Source organism: Arthrobacter sp. 210 2, from assembly GCF_059093025.1.
Genome location: NZ_JBNHIE010000001.1, coordinates 68,393 through 81,754, shown reverse-complemented (window position 1 = coordinate 81,754; position 13,362 = coordinate 68,393). Strand labels below are relative to the sequence as shown.

Here is a 13,362-nt window from a genome sequence, read left to right as displayed (position 1 = left end):
TCCCATGACTTCCGAAAACCCCTCCCGGAACCGCCCGCTCCACCTCAACGCCTTCCTGATGAGCACCGGGCACCACGAGGCATCCTGGCGGCTGCCCGAAAGCGACCCGCACTCCAGCACGGACATCGAGCACTACAAAAAGCTCGCCCGGACCGCCGAGCGCGGCAAGCTGGACTCGATTTTCTTCGCCGACTCCCCCGTGCTCTTCGGCGAGGTGGGCCGGCGCCCCTCGGGCAAGCTTGAGCCCACCGTGCTCCTTACAGCCATCGCCGGCGCCACCGAGCACATCGGACTGATCGCCACCGCCTCCACCACCTACAATGAACCCTTCAACCTGGCCCGCCGGTTCGCATCCGTGGACTGGGCCAGCGGCGGGCGCGCGGGGTGGAACGTGGTCACCACAGCAGGCCCGGACGCCGCACGCAACTTCGGTGTGGACGACCAGCCCGCCCACGCCGTCCGGTACGAACGTGCCGCCGAGTTCATCGAGGTGGCGCAGAAGCTGTGGGACAGCTGGCAGGATGACGCAGTGCCCGCGGACAAGGCCGAGGGCGTGTGGGGCGATGCCGACAAGATCCGCGTGATTGACCATGAGGGCAAGCACTTCAAGGTCCGGGGACCGCTCAACGTGCCCCGCTCGCCGCAGGGCCACCCGCTGATCGTCCAGGCCGGCTCGTCGGAGGACGGCAAGGACCTCGCCGCACGCTACGCGGACGCCGTCTTCACCGCCCACCAGACGCTCGCGGATGCACAGGCCTTCTACCGGGACCTCAAAAAGCGCACCGCCGCCGTCGGACGCGATCCCGAAAGCATCAAGATCCTGCCGGGCATCGTGCCGGTCATCGGGGCAACGGAAGCGGAAGCCCAGGAGCTGGAACGCGAACTGGACCGGCTGATCAAGCCGGAATACGCGCGGATCCAGCTGGCCAAGACCCTGCGGGTCTCCCCGGAGGACCTGCCCCTGGACCGCCAACTGCCGGACAACCTGCCCAGCGAGGACGAGATCGAGGGTGCCAAGGGCCGCTACACGCTGATCGTCCAGCTGGCCCGCCGCGAAAAGCTTACGGTCCGTCAGCTGATCGGACGCCTGGGTGGCGGCCGCGGCCACCGCACCTTCACCGGCACCCCGGTCCAGGTTGCGGACGCCATCCAGGAATGGTTCGACGGCGGCGCGGCGGACGGCTTCAACATCATGCCGCCGGTGCTGCCCTCGGGGCTGGAGACGTTCGTGGACCAGGTGGTGCCCATCCTCCAGGAACGCGGCCTGTTCCGCACCGAATACACCGGCAGGACGCTGCGGGAACACTACGGGCTGGAGCGCCCGGCCAACCGCTACGCCGGCTCGGGTGCCGGGGAACTGGCATCCATCGGATCGGCGTTCTAGCGGGCGGAAGGTTCGACGGCGGCGCCCCGGCGGGTGCCGCCGTCACCGTCGTCTCCTTCCGCGGCTTCCGGTGGCTGGGGCTTGTAGACCCACGCCACCAGCACCACCGAGATGATCATCAGCAGGAACCAGGCCACCAGCTTCTCCAGGCCCACGGGGTGCCAGCCGTCCACCTGGCTCGGGTACAGCCAGGCGCCGGACCAGGTGGCGATGTTCTCGGCGATCCAGATGAACAGCGCCACCAGCAGGAACGCGATGACCAGCGGCATGCGGAACTGCTTCCGGAACACGCGGAAGTGCATCACGCACCGGCCGTAAATGACCACGACGGCGGCAAGCAGCACCCAGCGCAGGTCCCAGATGTAGTGGTGGGTGAAGAAGTTGGCGTAGATGGCCGCGCCCATTATTGCCGTGATCCAGCGCCGCGGATAGCTGGCGAACCGCAGGTCGAACAGCCGGTAGACGCGGACCATGTAGGAGCCCACCGCGGCGTACATAAAGCCGCTGAAGAGCGGCACCGCCCCGATCCGCAGGAAGCCTTCGGCCTCGTAGGACCAGGAACCGACGTCGGTCTTGAACAGCTCCATCACCGTGCCCACCAGGTGGAACAGGATGATCACCCGCAGTTCACGGAGGGTCTCGAGCTTGAAGGCGACCATCAGGACCTGGATGGTGACGGCGGCGAGCGTCAGGAAGTCGTTGCGGGCCAGCGCCGCCGTGTCCGGGTACCAGAGGCGGGCCGCCATGAGGACCGCGAGGAGGGCGGCACCGAAGATGCAGGCCCAGCCCTGTTTGAGGCCGAAGACGATGAACTCAGTGAACTTTGCTGTAAGACCGCCGGCCGGGGCCTTGGCCAGGAAGCGGCGGGCCCGTTCGTCGATCCGCTGCTCTACCTGGGTGGAACTACGCACGTACTCCCTGACGCTGGGCGGACTGTCGGTTCTTGCGGAGGTCTTTATCCAGCTCGCCCAGGCAGTAGTCCTTGAACCAGTGCCTGATCCGCCGCGGAAGTTTGGGGTAGGTGAGGGCGAGGACGCGCATGGTGCGGTCGAAGTGGCGCTGGTGGCGGCCGCTCCAGGGCAGGCCGAAGTCCTGCCGGACGTGCGGGGGCAGGAACCCGGCGGTGAGGAACCTGGCGGGCGGAATGATGGCGCGGTACCAGAGCGCCGTGTGCTTCGGGAACAGCAGGCCGCGGCCCACGCGCACCCCGCCGGCCTCCGCGCGGAGGGTGGAGATGCGCTGGTCCCAGTACCGGCGGAAGGCCTCCCGGTCCTCCGGCCACATGTCCGGCGGAAGCTGCAGGGCTGTGCCGATCCTCGCATAGTCGCGGTACATCGCATCGGCTGACTCGTCGTCGAGCGGGCCGTAGATCTTTTCGATGATGGTGATCGCTGTGTCGTACAGCGTGGCCACCACCCAGAGCTGGAGTTGGGGGTCGTAGGCGTTGTACCCGGCAGATTCTTCGTTATCGGCCCGGCGGACCGGAACATGCGCCCGGTTCACACGGCGGCGGACCTCGTTCACCTGCTCGTCTGTGCCGTACACAATGGCGTAGACGTACGTCAGTGTTCCCTTAAGCCGATTGACCGGCCGCCCCACGAACGTGCTGTGCTCATCAACGCCGCGGCCCACGGCAGGGTCGGCAAGCTGCAGAAGGAGGGCCCGTCCCGCACCGGCGAGCAGGATGCCTTCTCCGCCGTAGTCGGCCATTCCTCGCACCATCTCAACAGGGTACCGGAGGAGCCAAAGAAGGGGCGACGGCGGAACTTCCCGCCGTCGCCCCTTCTCCTGGCTGTTTACTGTCAGGCCTTGTGTACTTCGAGGTCCTCGAGGGACTTGCCCTTGGTGTCTGTGGACAGGAAGGTGGCCACGGCGGCGACGAGGCAAATGCCGAACGTGATGAGCCCGATGACCACGGGAACGTTGGCTGAGCCGGGAGGAGCCACGGCGGTGAAGATGCTCGGGAAGAAGGATGCGATCATGAGGCCGACGTTCTGTGACACCGCGAAGCCGGTCACCCGGATCCGCATGGGGAACTGCTCCTGGAAGAAAGTGGCAAACGTCGAGTTCCACATCTGGAAGAAGATTCCCTGGACGATCACAACGCTGACGAAGACCAGGAACAGGCTCCTCTGGTCAATCGCCCACAGGTAGCCGCCCGCGGCCAGGCCGCCGCCGAGTCCGCCGGCCACCATCAGCACCCGCCGGCCGATCTTGTCGGACAGGGCGCCGAACATCGGGATGGTCACTACTGCGGCGATGTTGGCCACGAGGGTCACCCACAGGAACTCGCTGCTGGAGAAGCCGATGCCGTAGCCCTCCTGGGTGGCATAGGAGACACCGAAGATGAGGGTGGCCATGCCGATCACGTTGGTGAACGTCATGATGACGCACAGGATCATGACCCGCGGGTGGGTGCGCAGGAGGTCGAGGAGCGGGAACCTGCGCTTCGCCGCAGCGCTGTCGGACTGCGCCAGGTAGGCCGGCGGCTCCTGGACCCGGCGGCGGATGATGTACCCGGCGAGGATCACGAAGGCGCTGAGCAGGAACGGAATGCGCCAGCCCCAGGTCTGGAACTGGTCGGCAGGAAGAAGGGCAGCCAGCGGAAGCAGCACGCCGGTGGCCAGGATGGAGCCCACCTGCGTGCCCTGAAGGCTGAAGCTTGCGAAGAAGCCGCGCCGGGCATCAGGCGAATGCTCCACGATCATGGCGCTGGCGCCGCCGAGTTCGCCTGCCACCGCAAACCCCTGCACCAGGCGGAGGATCACGAGGAGGACGGGGGCGAGGATGCCCACCTGTCCGTACGTGGGCAGGAGCCCGACGGCGAACGTCGCGAAGCCCATGAGCAGCATGGCCAGGACAAGCACGTTCTTGCGCCCGTGCTTGTCGCCGTATGCCCCCAGGACAATGGCGCCGACGGGGCGGGAGACGTAGCCCACCGCATAAGTCGCCAGTGAGGCGATGATCGCGACAGTGGGGTTTTCGGACGGGAAGAAGATGGCGGGGAAGATGAGCGTGGCGGCAAGGCCGTACAACGCAAAGTCGTAGTACTCAAGGGCGCCGCCGATCCAGCCGCTCATTGCGGCCCTCTTCGGATCCCTGCCCCCGGTACCGGTTGTGAGGCCGGGTTGGGCATGCACGGTGGGCGTTATGCTCATGCGCTGATTTCCTTCGTCTTCGTTGGCAAGGAACCGGAGTGCTTCCATTCCGGATTGTCTTGGTGACCGCGGGCCGCTGGTGGAGTCGTCGTCATCCTCAAGGGGCCGGGATGCGCGTCACTTTTTGAATCGTTTCACTTGATTATAGGCAGTGTTGCCCGTCACGTCAAAGCAAAGGGAAAGCGGATTCCGGACTGGGAACACCCCTCGACCGCACACGGCACCGTACCTAGACTTGAAGCGCTGGGACTAATGCGCCGGGGAGCCCTTGACCGGGGGCGGCGTCATTCGCGGCCCGCCCCTTCAGCTCCTCGTCATCATCTTCCGGCGGCATCATGAAAACGTCCGTGGAGACTTGCTGTCCAGGGATTCACTGCAGGAAATGACCAGGACCGAGGCAATCCCGCTCTTCGGCCTGGGTCTTCGGAAGTGGAACCAGGGTTGCGGCGACGACCACCGATACGGCGGCGCCGGCGGATTCTGGACCTACCGCACAGCATCGGTGGCAAGCACCGACGGTCAATACCAGGCCACCATTACGCTCATCCCGCCACCGATGCCTACGCCCCTCGAGGACCCCGAGACTGCAGACAAACTCAACCTGTGGGACGACCAGATGGCCTCAGCACTCCAGGAGACCCTGAACCGGCTCTGCCCGTAAGAAGGGGGCGGGCTTCATCAGTGCCAGGAACCCGTGTGCACGAGCGTTTACCGGTGTTGGTCCACGAGAACTGGGTTGCCGTCCGGGTCCACGATGATAAAGCTCGCCGGGCCCGTGGTTCCTTTGTCCGCTCCGGCAACGAATTCCTCCTTCAACTCCAGGCCAACGACGAAGAAGAAGATCGCGAGCAGCCCATCAGCCGCCCATGCACCGACGCTGAGGTTCAGGTGGAGGAATTCGGGACCGAAGGAGAAAGGCCTCTCTCGAGGGGAAACGGGTACGAAAACACTTGGTTTTCCCGGTTCGGTTGGCTGGACCCCTTACGGTTCGATGAGCCCGGTGCGGATGGCAAATCTTGTAAGGTCCAGCCTGTCGCGCAACCCCAGCTTTTGCAGGACGTTGGCCCGGTGGCGATCAACGGTTTTGATGCTGATCGTGAGGATTTCGGCGATCTCCTTGGTGGAGTTACCTTCTGCGATGAGCTTCGTAATCTGTTCCTCACGGGGCGTGAGGATGCTGTTCGGCATCCGGTCGCCGCGGCGGTCGCGCTCCAGGTAGTCGCGGATGAGTGCGGTGACCGCGCCGGGGTAGAGGAACGACTCCCCGCGCATCGCCGCGCGGCAGGCCTCGATGAGGTCGCGGTCAGCGACCGACTTGAGCACATAACCCGAGGCCCCGGCGCGCAGCGCTTCGAAGAAGTATTGCTCGTTGTCGTACATCGACAGGATGAGGATCCGCACGTCGGGTGCGCTCTGCGATATTTGCCGTGCCGCCTGGATACCGGTCATCTGTGGCATGGCGATGTCGAGGACCGCGAGGTCCACCCCGCCCGCGTTCGCGGCGGCGACGGCTTCGGTGCCGTTAGCGGCCTCAGCCACGACGGTGAGGTCGGGTTCCGCGTCGAGGATCATGCGAAGGCCGCGCCGGACCAGGGCATGGTCGTCGGCGAGCAGGATGCGAGTGGGTTCGCCCATCGGCTCAGCTCCTCGCCTCGCCGTACGGAACCACGAGCCGAACGTCGGTCCCCGAGCCCGGCCGGGCGTGCACTGTCAATTCGGCACCGATGAGCAGGGCGCGTTCGCGCATCCCACGGATGCCCGCGCCCTCCCGGATGTCGCCGCCCTGTCCGTCGTCGAGAATCAGCAGGGTCAGCCCTTTCGTCGTCGAGGTGAGTGAGAGATCGACCCGTGTGGCGTGCGCGTGCCGGGCGACGTTAGTGAGCGCCTCCTGTGCGATGCGGTACAGCACCAATTCGACCTCCCCGCTGAGGTCCGGAAGCTCGTCATCGAGCCCCCAATTCACCGGGATGCCGCTCGAACGGGAGAACTCCGTCCCCAGCGAACTCAGCGCGCTCCGCAGGCCGAGGTCCGCGAGCACGCCCGGGCGCAGCCGCTGCGCCACTTGGCGGACTTCCTCCAGGCTCGAGCGGACCGCGTGCTGGGCAACGAGGCTCTCCTCGCGCAGGTCTTCGGGAGCCCGGTCGACGACCCGTTTGAGGCTGAGGAGAGCGACGGTCAGGCTTTGGCCGATCTGGTCGTGCAGTTCCCGCGAAATCCGCTGACGTTCCCCCTCCTGCGCGGCCAGGGCGAGGGCGCTGCTTGCGCTGTTCTCCGCCTCCAGCCGATCGAGCATCTCATTGAAGGTGTGGATGAGATGCTTGAGGTCGCCATTGCCGGCCTCGGTGGCCCGATCGCCTCCGCGCCGCAGCAGGCCCACCCGGCGCATCACTGTCGTCAACGCGTCCAACGGTGCCAGGCTGGCCCGAACCAGGACGGCGTTGGCAGCGAGGATAAGAGCCAGTCCGACGATCAGAACCGGCACCTCGGTCAGCAGCACGGGAGACGACACCGTCGCCGGCGAAAGCGCCAACACGAGAGTGCCGATCGCAAAAAGCAATCCATTGATGATGAACAGCCGCCAGAACAGCAACTGTGCCGGTCCCTTCGGAGGCGGGCTGGCTGTCGCGCCGGCAGCCCTGGTTTCGAGCGGAGTCCGCATCCGTCTAGCCTTACGTGGCCAGCGTGCTTTGTCTATGAGGGCTGGCACCCACGGGCCGCGGAGCCCCGGGCGCCGGCGTACCGGAAATGGGTGTCAGGCCCGATGGCGCCTCCCTGACCGTGGCGGAAGACTGGACCTACCCAAAGAATCGACGGAACGGAGTGCCCCATGGAGACCACCCACTCCACCGTGCCCGGCGCCGGCGTGCTGCACGACTGCCAGACGCGCGACGGCCAGCAATTCCGCATCCTCATCGCGCGTCCCGGAAGGTGCGAACTCTTCGTTTATGACGCTGCAGAACCGGATCGGGCCGTGGCAAGGATTGTGCTCGAGGAGGACGAGGCCGATCAGGTCGCCGAGCTCCTCCACAGCCAGCCGATCACCGACCGTATTGCCGAACTTGAACGCCGGGTCGACCAGCTCGCAGGGAGCGGGCGATGACAATCGTGGCCCCTCGAGTGCCGTCCATTCACACCCGGGCCTCGGTTGGCAGTTGTGACCCGGCTGGACCGGCAGACTGAGAAACCAGGTACTCGCAGGATCATTCCGGGGAAGGACCCGATGGAGCACCTCCGCCGATTTGCCGGTGAATTCCTTAAGGCGCTCAGGAACCTTCTGCCCATCGTCGTCGTCGTTGTTTTGTTCCAACTACTGGTGTTCCGCTCCATGCCCGATGATCCGCTGGAGCTGGTGGCCGGGCTCCTGATCGTGGCGGTGGGCATTGCCCTGTTCCTGCATGGCCTGGATCTGAGCATCTTCCCCGTCGGCAAGAACCTTGCCAACCAGTTCGTCCGGAGCGGGGCCTTGGGGTTGTTGCTGCCCTTTGGGTTTGCCATTGGCTTCGCGGCCTCCGTCGCGGAGCCGGCGGTGATCGCTGTCGCGGAGCAGGCCCAATTAGTCAGTGATGGTCGGATCAAAGCGCTGGTGCTGCGCTTCGTCATCGCCGTGTCGGTGGGGCTGGTCCTGGTCCTGGGCATCCTGCGTATCCTGCGGGGCTGGGCGGTGCACAAACTGCTGATCGCCGGATACGCGATGGCGTTGGGACTGACGTTTGTCGCCCCGCCGGAGGTCATTGGTCTTGCCTACGATTCGGGCGGGGTGACCACCAACATCGTCAGTGTCCCGCTGATTGCCGCGATCGGTCTCGGCCTGGCCAATTCCATCAGGGGACGCAGCCTGCTGGCCGACGGCTTTGGCTTGGTCGCGCTGTGCGTGATGGTGCCCATGATCGGCGTCCAACTCTACGGCATCTGGGTCTACAGCTTCGGCGATGCCGGGCCGGGTCCGCCGGTCACCGGCGCCGGGGAGGACCCGACGGACTGGGTGGTCGGCATGATCCTTGGCCTCGCCTCTATGGTCCGGGAGGTCCTGCCGATTGTCGCCGTGGTCCTCTTTTTCCAATGGGTTGCCTTGCGCCGCAGGCTGCCCCACCCCCTGCGGGTGGTCACCGGCTTCATCATGGTCCTGGTGGGACTGTATGCCTTCGTCGTGGGACTCAAGCTGGGGCTGTTCCCGCTCGGCACCCTGATGGCGGAACAATTGATCGCGCAGGGAGTCCCGGCCCTGATCCTGCTGTTCGCGCTGCTCATCGGCTTTGCGGTCACCATGGCCGAACCTGCCCTCCTGGCCATCGGCGAACAGGCACAAGACGCATCTCCGGGCAAGATCAGCGCGTTCGCCGTCCGGGTCATTGTCGCCCTTGGTGTAGCTCTCGGGATCGCCTTCGGCGTCTACCGCATCCTTGTGGGAGGGCCGTTCCACTACTTCATCATGGCCGCCTATGCCGTGGCGATCGCGCTCGTGTTCTTCGCCCCGAAGTACATCATCGCGCTGGCCTTCGACCTCGGCGGGGTGACGACGTCGGAAGTCACCGTGCCGCTGGTCACCGCCCTCGGAATCGGCCTTGCGGCCGCCGTGGACGGCAGGGACGTACTGATCGACGGGTTTGGCCTGATCGCATACGCCTCCATCTTCCCTGTCATCTCTGTCCTCCTGTATGCCATGGTGATGGAGAGATTTCCCCGCCTAAGGAGGGACCCGGCATGAAATTTACGGCAGTCATCGTGATCGCCCCGGACGAGCTTGAAGACAGGGTCATCGAACACGCCCAGCGGGCCGGTGCCACGGGTGTGACCATCTTGCCGGGCAAGGGCATTGGGGGTAAGGCCAGGAAGACGTTTTTCGGGCTCACCTTCGAAGGGACGCAGTCCGTGCTGCTGATGGTCGTGGGGACACACCTGACCGCGCCGATCCTGAAGGAACTGCACTCGGTATTGGTTCAAGGAACAGAATCCCGGGGCCTGGCCTTCGCTATCCCCATCGAGCACCTGACCGGGATCGACATGCGGCAGGTGGTCAGGTTCGAGGAGCATCTGCGCCACGAGGGCACCTGAACCGGTCCAGCACTTCACAAGGAGGAAAGAGATGCTCACTGTCAAAGATGTGATGGTCCCCCAGGTCGTCACGATCTCCCCTTACAGCACACTGCGGGAAGCGCTGTCCTTGATGAAGGAGCGTCAGGTGAAGAGCCTCGTGGTGGAGCGGCAGCACGCCCACGACGCCTACGGCATGCTCAGCTACCGCGAACTCCTGGACACGGTTGTCGCGCAGGAGGGGGACGTGGACCTCCTGAATGTCTATGACGCCGCGACGATCCCCGCGATCACTGTCAATGAGGACTTGTCCGTCCGCCAGGCCGCCAGTTTGATGAGCCGCTACCACCTCAGCCGACTCGTGGTGGTGGAAAGCAATCAGCTCGTCGGGCTGCTCGCCATGAATGACATCCTCGCCCGGCTCATGGGCGAACTGACGTGACGCGCAGGGCTCACCCACGAAATATCCATTAGTTCTCCCGCTACGGAAGCTGGTTTCCCTAGACTGGCCAAGGACCATAGGCACGCAAGAGCAAGGGAGCCAGGAATGAGCGGAGTAGTTGTTGTAGGAGTGGACGCCAGCCAGTCGGCCAGGAAAGCCGCGGAAGTTGCCCGGGACCTGGCGGAATCCCTGGGAGCTTCGCTTCACGTAGTGACCGCGTTCGAGACCGAGAACGCCGAAGTCTTCGGCAGCGGCTCGGACACGGTGCGTATTTCGAACGCCGACAGCGCCGAAATCGTCGCGAACGAACTGGGCAAATCAGGACAGGGGCCGAAAATCACCTACTCGGCAGCCCGCGGCAAACCGGCAGATTCCCTGATCAGGGAAGCCATCCGCCTGGACGCCCGGCTGATCGTTGTGGGCAACCGCAGGATGCGCGGCATCGGCCGGCTCCTGGGCAGCGTCGCCAACAGCGTGGCGCACAACGCCCCGTGCGATGTGTACATCGCCAACACATACGACGACTGACAGCTGAGCCAGGCAAGCGAACGACGACGGGACCTCCCGCCGTCGTTCGCTTGTTTTAAGCGCCAGCGGCGGAGTTCCTCGCGGCAGCGAAGGGTGTTTAGGTCGCGGCTTCCGCCTCCGCCAGCCTGACCGAGCGGAGCTCCTCGACCACAGCATGGGAAGGCCAATGGCTGTACGTCAATTCCCGGGCCCGGCCGCGATCGGCCTCCGGGAACAGCCTCTCCATCAGCCCCACCGCGTGCAGGAGTGCGATCAGCGCGTTGGTTCGTGGATCGACCACCGCAGGTTCCACCGACCCGGCAGCCATTGCTGCCGAAACCTTCTGGAGCAGTGCCGCCTCCGGAGCATGGTCCTTTTCCGGATACCGCGTGGTCCTGAACAGCCCCAGATGCTTCTCGCCCACATGCTGCACAATGGCCAGCGCCGCCATCCCCTCATAGATCCGGTGCACCTCGGCACGGCTTTCCAGCATGGAAACCCAGCGCTTGGGCGTATGCGGCCGCGACTTGTGCCGGATCAGGTCCAGCTGCTGCTGGAAATCCGACTCCACGGCAGTGCCTGTGGCCCGGACATGCCTGCCCTGCAGTTCGATGGCACCAAGCAGATCCAGCTCGGCCAGGATGGCACCGGCCACGCCGGCCTGGAGGAAGGGCTGCGGCACATCGGGCTCGCCGTCCGCGTCATTTGTTGCCAGAAGGAGGAATGCCTGCGGAAGGTTCAGCTCCCGGGCCTTCGGAGATTGAGCGTCCATACGTCCATGGTCCCGCTGCCGGACCCCCACCACAATGACGATTTACGTGACGGAAACGCGCAGCACTAGCAGCAAGCAAAATTGCAGAGTACATTTAATGCAATCAGCCTTGCAGAGTGATCTGCGTTACGGAACGGGTGGTCCTTGAACACGAACGCCGCAGAAGTGGAGGCCGCCGACGCCGGAACCACAGACGCCGGAACCACAGACGCCGGAACCACGGGTGCCGGGGACAGTTCCCAGGCCTGGCTCGGCGACGCACTGCCGGACGTTCCGCTCACCAAGGCCCAGAGCCGGGTGGTGGAGGTCATCGCCCGCAACCCCCAGCTTTCCTCCTACGCGGACATCGCCGAGATTGCCCAGCGCGCGGACGTCAACAGCTCCACCGTGGTCCGCGCCGCCCAGCACCTGGGCTACCGCGGCTGGCCCGATCTCCAGCGCGAACTGCGCTCCCGGTACCTGGTGATGATCTCCACGGAGGACACGCTCACCGAGCACGGCGAGCACCGCAGCCCCCTCCACGACGCCCTGAACCACGACATCGAGAACCTCCGCCTGACGCTGGACTCCAACACAGCCGACGACGCCGAGGCCGCCATTGCGGCAATGGCCGCCGCCAAGTCCATCACCGTCGTCGGGATTGGCTCATTCGCCGGTCCCGCCAGCGTGATGGCCCACCTCGGCGCCACGATGGGGTACCCCATCTCCCTGGAGAACCGCGGCGGCGTACACCTGGCCTCCAGCACCAACACCCTCGGCGAAGGCGACGTGCTGGTGGTCATCAACATGTGGCGTTCGGTGCGGCAGATCATCGTGGCCGCCGAAGCCGCCAAGCAGGCCGGCGCCACGGTCATCGCCATCAGCGACATGCGCCGCGGCCGCCTGGCGGCCGTGGCCGACCACCTGCTGGTGGTGGCCTCGGAAGGTATCTCCTTCTTCCAGTCCGTCACCGCCGCCAACTCCCTGGTCTACGGCCTGCTCGCGGGCATGGAGGCGGCACACCCCGAACGCAGCCGCGCCGCCATCCGCCGCACCCAGCAGTTGTGGAAAGACCTGGACATCTACCTCGACTAACTCCCCTATCCAGCACTTCAGGAGCACCTCCCCATGAACCAGAACACCCGGCGAATCGCCGTCATCGGCCTCGGCGCCATGGGCGGAGCAATGGCCGCCACCCTGCACAAGGCCGGCTGGGACGTCACCGGCTTCGACCCCTCGGACACGGCACGGTCAGCAGCGGAAGCAGCCGGCATCACCACCACAGCCACCCTCGGGGACGTCGCCGGACCCCCCTATGCCGTGCTCTCCCTGCCCGCCGCCAGCATTGTGGAAACAACAGTCCCCCAGCTCCTGGCAGCCCCCGGGACGGTCGCCATCATCGACACCACCACCTCCGAGCCGGCCACCAGCAAGCAGATGGCCGAACTCGCCGGAGCCCAGGGCGCGGCCTTCGTTGACGCCCCGGTCTCCGGCGGCCGCGACGGCGCCGCAACAGGGTCGCTGAGCGCTTTCGTCGGCGCCACCGAAGCCGCCCTTAAAGCAGCCGAACCCGTCCTGCTGGCACTCACCGGCGGCAAGTACAGCCACATCGGCGGCCCCGGCAGCGGCAACGTGGTCAAGCTCCTCAACAACGTCCTCGCGGCGGCCAACCTGGCGTCCGTGGGCGAAGCCCTGGGAGTTGCCAAGGCGTACGGCATCGACCCCGCCAAAGCAGCCGCAAGCATCAGTGAAGCCTCCGGCGGCAGCAAGGTCTCCGCGAACATGTACCCCAACTGGGTACTCAGCGGGACGCACGATTCCGGCTTCTCGCTGGGCCTGATGGCCCGCGATGCAGCCCTCGCAGTGGATGTTGCCGCACAGATCGGCGAAACGCCGTCCCTGCTCGCCGCCGTCGCCAACCAGTGGCAGGACGCCCTGGCAGTCCTCGGGCCCCGTGCGGACTTCACGGAAATCGCCCGCGTGGTTGCCCCGGCCGTCACCCCGGCGGGAGCACCCGGCGCCGCCACCCCTGCCGGCACCACGCCCTCCGCCTAAATCCCCGGCACCGGCCCCTCATCCCCAGCACCAA

The 13,362-nt window shown here is 65.7% G+C and carries 15 protein-coding genes and 1 pseudogene; 9 read left to right on the top strand and 7 right to left on the bottom strand.

What is annotated here, in order from left to right; translation table 11 throughout:
- Positions 1–4: 4 nt before the first annotated feature.
- Positions 5–1,384 carry an LLM class flavin-dependent oxidoreductase gene (locus tag AC5RWA_RS00350; protein WP_494056113.1) on the top strand — a complete coding sequence of 460 codons (1,380 nt, stop codon included), beginning with the start codon at positions 5–7 and terminating at the stop codon, positions 1,382–1,384.
- On the opposite strand, the gene AC5RWA_RS00345 is transcribed toward AC5RWA_RS00350, so the two are convergent.
- The 3 genes from AC5RWA_RS00345 to AC5RWA_RS00335 form a co-directional block, all read right to left on the bottom strand.
- Complete coding sequence (locus AC5RWA_RS00345; protein WP_494056112.1) at positions 1,381–2,295, bottom strand: DUF817 domain-containing protein; 915 nt, start codon at positions 2,293–2,295, stop codon at positions 1,381–1,383. The genes AC5RWA_RS00350 and AC5RWA_RS00345 overlap by 4 nt on opposite strands.
- Positions 2,288–3,106: an oxygenase MpaB family protein gene (locus AC5RWA_RS00340; protein ID WP_494056111.1), complete on the bottom strand. Its 819-nt coding sequence runs from the start codon at positions 3,104–3,106 to the stop codon at positions 2,288–2,290. The genes AC5RWA_RS00345 and AC5RWA_RS00340 overlap by 8 nt, the downstream gene beginning before the upstream one ends.
- 80 nt (positions 3,107–3,186) lie before the next feature.
- Positions 3,187–4,464 carry an MFS transporter gene (locus AC5RWA_RS00335; RefSeq protein WP_494056110.1) on the bottom strand — a complete coding sequence of 426 codons (1,278 nt, stop codon included), beginning with the start codon at positions 4,462–4,464 and terminating at the stop codon, positions 3,187–3,189.
- 460 nt (positions 4,465–4,924) lie between these two features.
- Between AC5RWA_RS00335 and AC5RWA_RS00330 the strand changes: the two genes are divergently transcribed.
- Positions 4,925–5,203: a hypothetical protein gene (locus tag AC5RWA_RS00330; protein WP_494056109.1), complete on the top strand. Its 279-nt coding sequence runs from the start codon at positions 4,925–4,927 to the stop codon at positions 5,201–5,203.
- Positions 5,204–5,334: 131 nt separating this feature from the next.
- Here the strand turns inward: AC5RWA_RS00330 and AC5RWA_RS00325 are convergent.
- The 3 genes and pseudogenes from AC5RWA_RS00325 to AC5RWA_RS00315 all read right to left on the bottom strand — a co-directional run.
- Positions 5,335–5,463: pseudogene (locus AC5RWA_RS00325) on the bottom strand (Na+/H+ antiporter NhaA); the annotation flags it as partial.
- Positions 5,464–5,523: 60 nt separating this feature from the next.
- Entirely contained in the window at positions 5,524–6,177 is a 654-nt protein-coding gene (locus AC5RWA_RS00320) for a response regulator (protein ID WP_494056108.1), read from the bottom strand.
- Between the two features lie 4 nt (positions 6,178–6,181).
- Positions 6,182–7,201, bottom strand: a complete 1,020-nt coding sequence (locus AC5RWA_RS00315) for a sensor histidine kinase (RefSeq protein WP_494056107.1) — start codon at positions 7,199–7,201, stop codon at positions 6,182–6,184.
- A 168-nt stretch (positions 7,202–7,369) separates the two neighbouring features.
- Between AC5RWA_RS00315 and AC5RWA_RS00310 the strand changes: the two genes are divergently transcribed.
- From AC5RWA_RS00310 to AC5RWA_RS00290, 5 genes are all read left to right on the top strand, one after another.
- A complete protein-coding gene (locus AC5RWA_RS00310) occupies positions 7,370–7,642 on the top strand; it encodes a cation:proton antiporter regulatory subunit (protein ID WP_494056106.1) in 273 nt (90 codons plus the stop codon).
- A 120-nt stretch (positions 7,643–7,762) separates the two neighbouring features.
- The gene (locus tag AC5RWA_RS00305; protein ID WP_494056105.1) at positions 7,763–9,247 is read left to right on the top strand and encodes a DUF1538 domain-containing protein; all 1,485 of its coding nucleotides are present in this window, start codon (positions 7,763–7,765) and stop codon (positions 9,245–9,247) included.
- Positions 9,244–9,594, top strand: a complete 351-nt coding sequence (locus AC5RWA_RS00300) for a P-II family nitrogen regulator (protein WP_494056104.1) — start codon at positions 9,244–9,246, stop codon at positions 9,592–9,594. Before AC5RWA_RS00305 ends, AC5RWA_RS00300 begins: the two co-directional genes overlap by 4 nt.
- Before the next feature lie 31 nt (positions 9,595–9,625).
- The gene (locus AC5RWA_RS00295) at positions 9,626–10,015 is read left to right on the top strand and encodes a CBS domain-containing protein (protein ID WP_494056103.1); all 390 of its coding nucleotides are present in this window, start codon (positions 9,626–9,628) and stop codon (positions 10,013–10,015) included.
- A gap of 105 nt (positions 10,016–10,120) precedes the next feature.
- The gene (locus AC5RWA_RS00290) at positions 10,121–10,543 is read left to right on the top strand and encodes a universal stress protein (protein ID WP_079595087.1); all 423 of its coding nucleotides are present in this window, start codon (positions 10,121–10,123) and stop codon (positions 10,541–10,543) included.
- A gap of 97 nt (positions 10,544–10,640) precedes the next feature.
- Here the strand turns inward: AC5RWA_RS00290 and AC5RWA_RS00285 are convergent, their stop codons facing one another.
- Positions 10,641–11,294, bottom strand: a complete 654-nt coding sequence (locus AC5RWA_RS00285; RefSeq protein WP_494056102.1) for a GOLPH3/VPS74 family protein — start codon at positions 11,292–11,294, stop codon at positions 10,641–10,643.
- 144 nt (positions 11,295–11,438) lie between these two features.
- Here AC5RWA_RS00285 and AC5RWA_RS00280 point away from each other — a divergent pair, with 144 nt between their 5' ends.
- Both AC5RWA_RS00280 and AC5RWA_RS00275 read left to right on the top strand, forming a co-directional pair.
- Positions 11,439–12,368 carry a MurR/RpiR family transcriptional regulator gene (locus AC5RWA_RS00280; protein WP_494056101.1) on the top strand — a complete coding sequence of 310 codons (930 nt, stop codon included), beginning with the start codon at positions 11,439–11,441 and terminating at the stop codon, positions 12,366–12,368.
- A 33-nt stretch (positions 12,369–12,401) separates the two neighbouring features.
- A complete protein-coding gene (locus tag AC5RWA_RS00275) occupies positions 12,402–13,328 on the top strand; it encodes an NAD(P)-dependent oxidoreductase (protein ID WP_494056100.1) in 927 nt (308 codons plus the stop codon).
- The last annotated feature ends 34 nt before the right edge of the window (positions 13,329–13,362 follow it).

Coding starts and splice junctions, on each gene's coding strand:
- AC5RWA_RS00295 (WP_494056103.1), top strand. CDS start 9,626: ATGCTCACTGTCAAAGATGTGATGGTCCCCCAGGTCGTCACGATCTCC.
- AC5RWA_RS00330 (WP_494056109.1), top strand. CDS start 4,925: ATGACCAGGACCGAGGCAATCCCGCTCTTCGGCCTGGGTCTTCGGAAG.
- AC5RWA_RS00350 (WP_494056113.1), top strand. CDS start 5: ATGACTTCCGAAAACCCCTCCCGGAACCGCCCGCTCCACCTCAACGCC.
- AC5RWA_RS00335 (WP_494056110.1), bottom strand. CDS start 4,464: ATGAGCGGCTGGATCGGCGGCGCCCTTGAGTACTACGACTTTGCGTTG.
- AC5RWA_RS00315 (WP_494056107.1), bottom strand. CDS start 7,201: ATGCGGACTCCGCTCGAAACCAGGGCTGCCGGCGCGACAGCCAGCCCG.
- AC5RWA_RS00290 (WP_079595087.1), top strand. CDS start 10,121: ATGAGCGGAGTAGTTGTTGTAGGAGTGGACGCCAGCCAGTCGGCCAGG.
- AC5RWA_RS00285 (WP_494056102.1), bottom strand. CDS start 11,294: ATGGACGCTCAATCTCCGAAGGCCCGGGAGCTGAACCTTCCGCAGGCA.
- AC5RWA_RS00275 (WP_494056100.1), top strand. CDS start 12,402: ATGAACCAGAACACCCGGCGAATCGCCGTCATCGGCCTCGGCGCCATG.
- AC5RWA_RS00300 (WP_494056104.1), top strand. CDS start 9,244: ATGAAATTTACGGCAGTCATCGTGATCGCCCCGGACGAGCTTGAAGAC.
- AC5RWA_RS00320 (WP_494056108.1), bottom strand. CDS start 6,177: ATGGGCGAACCCACTCGCATCCTGCTCGCCGACGACCATGCCCTGGTC.
- AC5RWA_RS00310 (WP_494056106.1), top strand. CDS start 7,370: ATGGAGACCACCCACTCCACCGTGCCCGGCGCCGGCGTGCTGCACGAC.
- AC5RWA_RS00340 (WP_494056111.1), bottom strand. CDS start 3,106: ATGGTGCGAGGAATGGCCGACTACGGCGGAGAAGGCATCCTGCTCGCC.
- AC5RWA_RS00305 (WP_494056105.1), top strand. CDS start 7,763: ATGGAGCACCTCCGCCGATTTGCCGGTGAATTCCTTAAGGCGCTCAGG.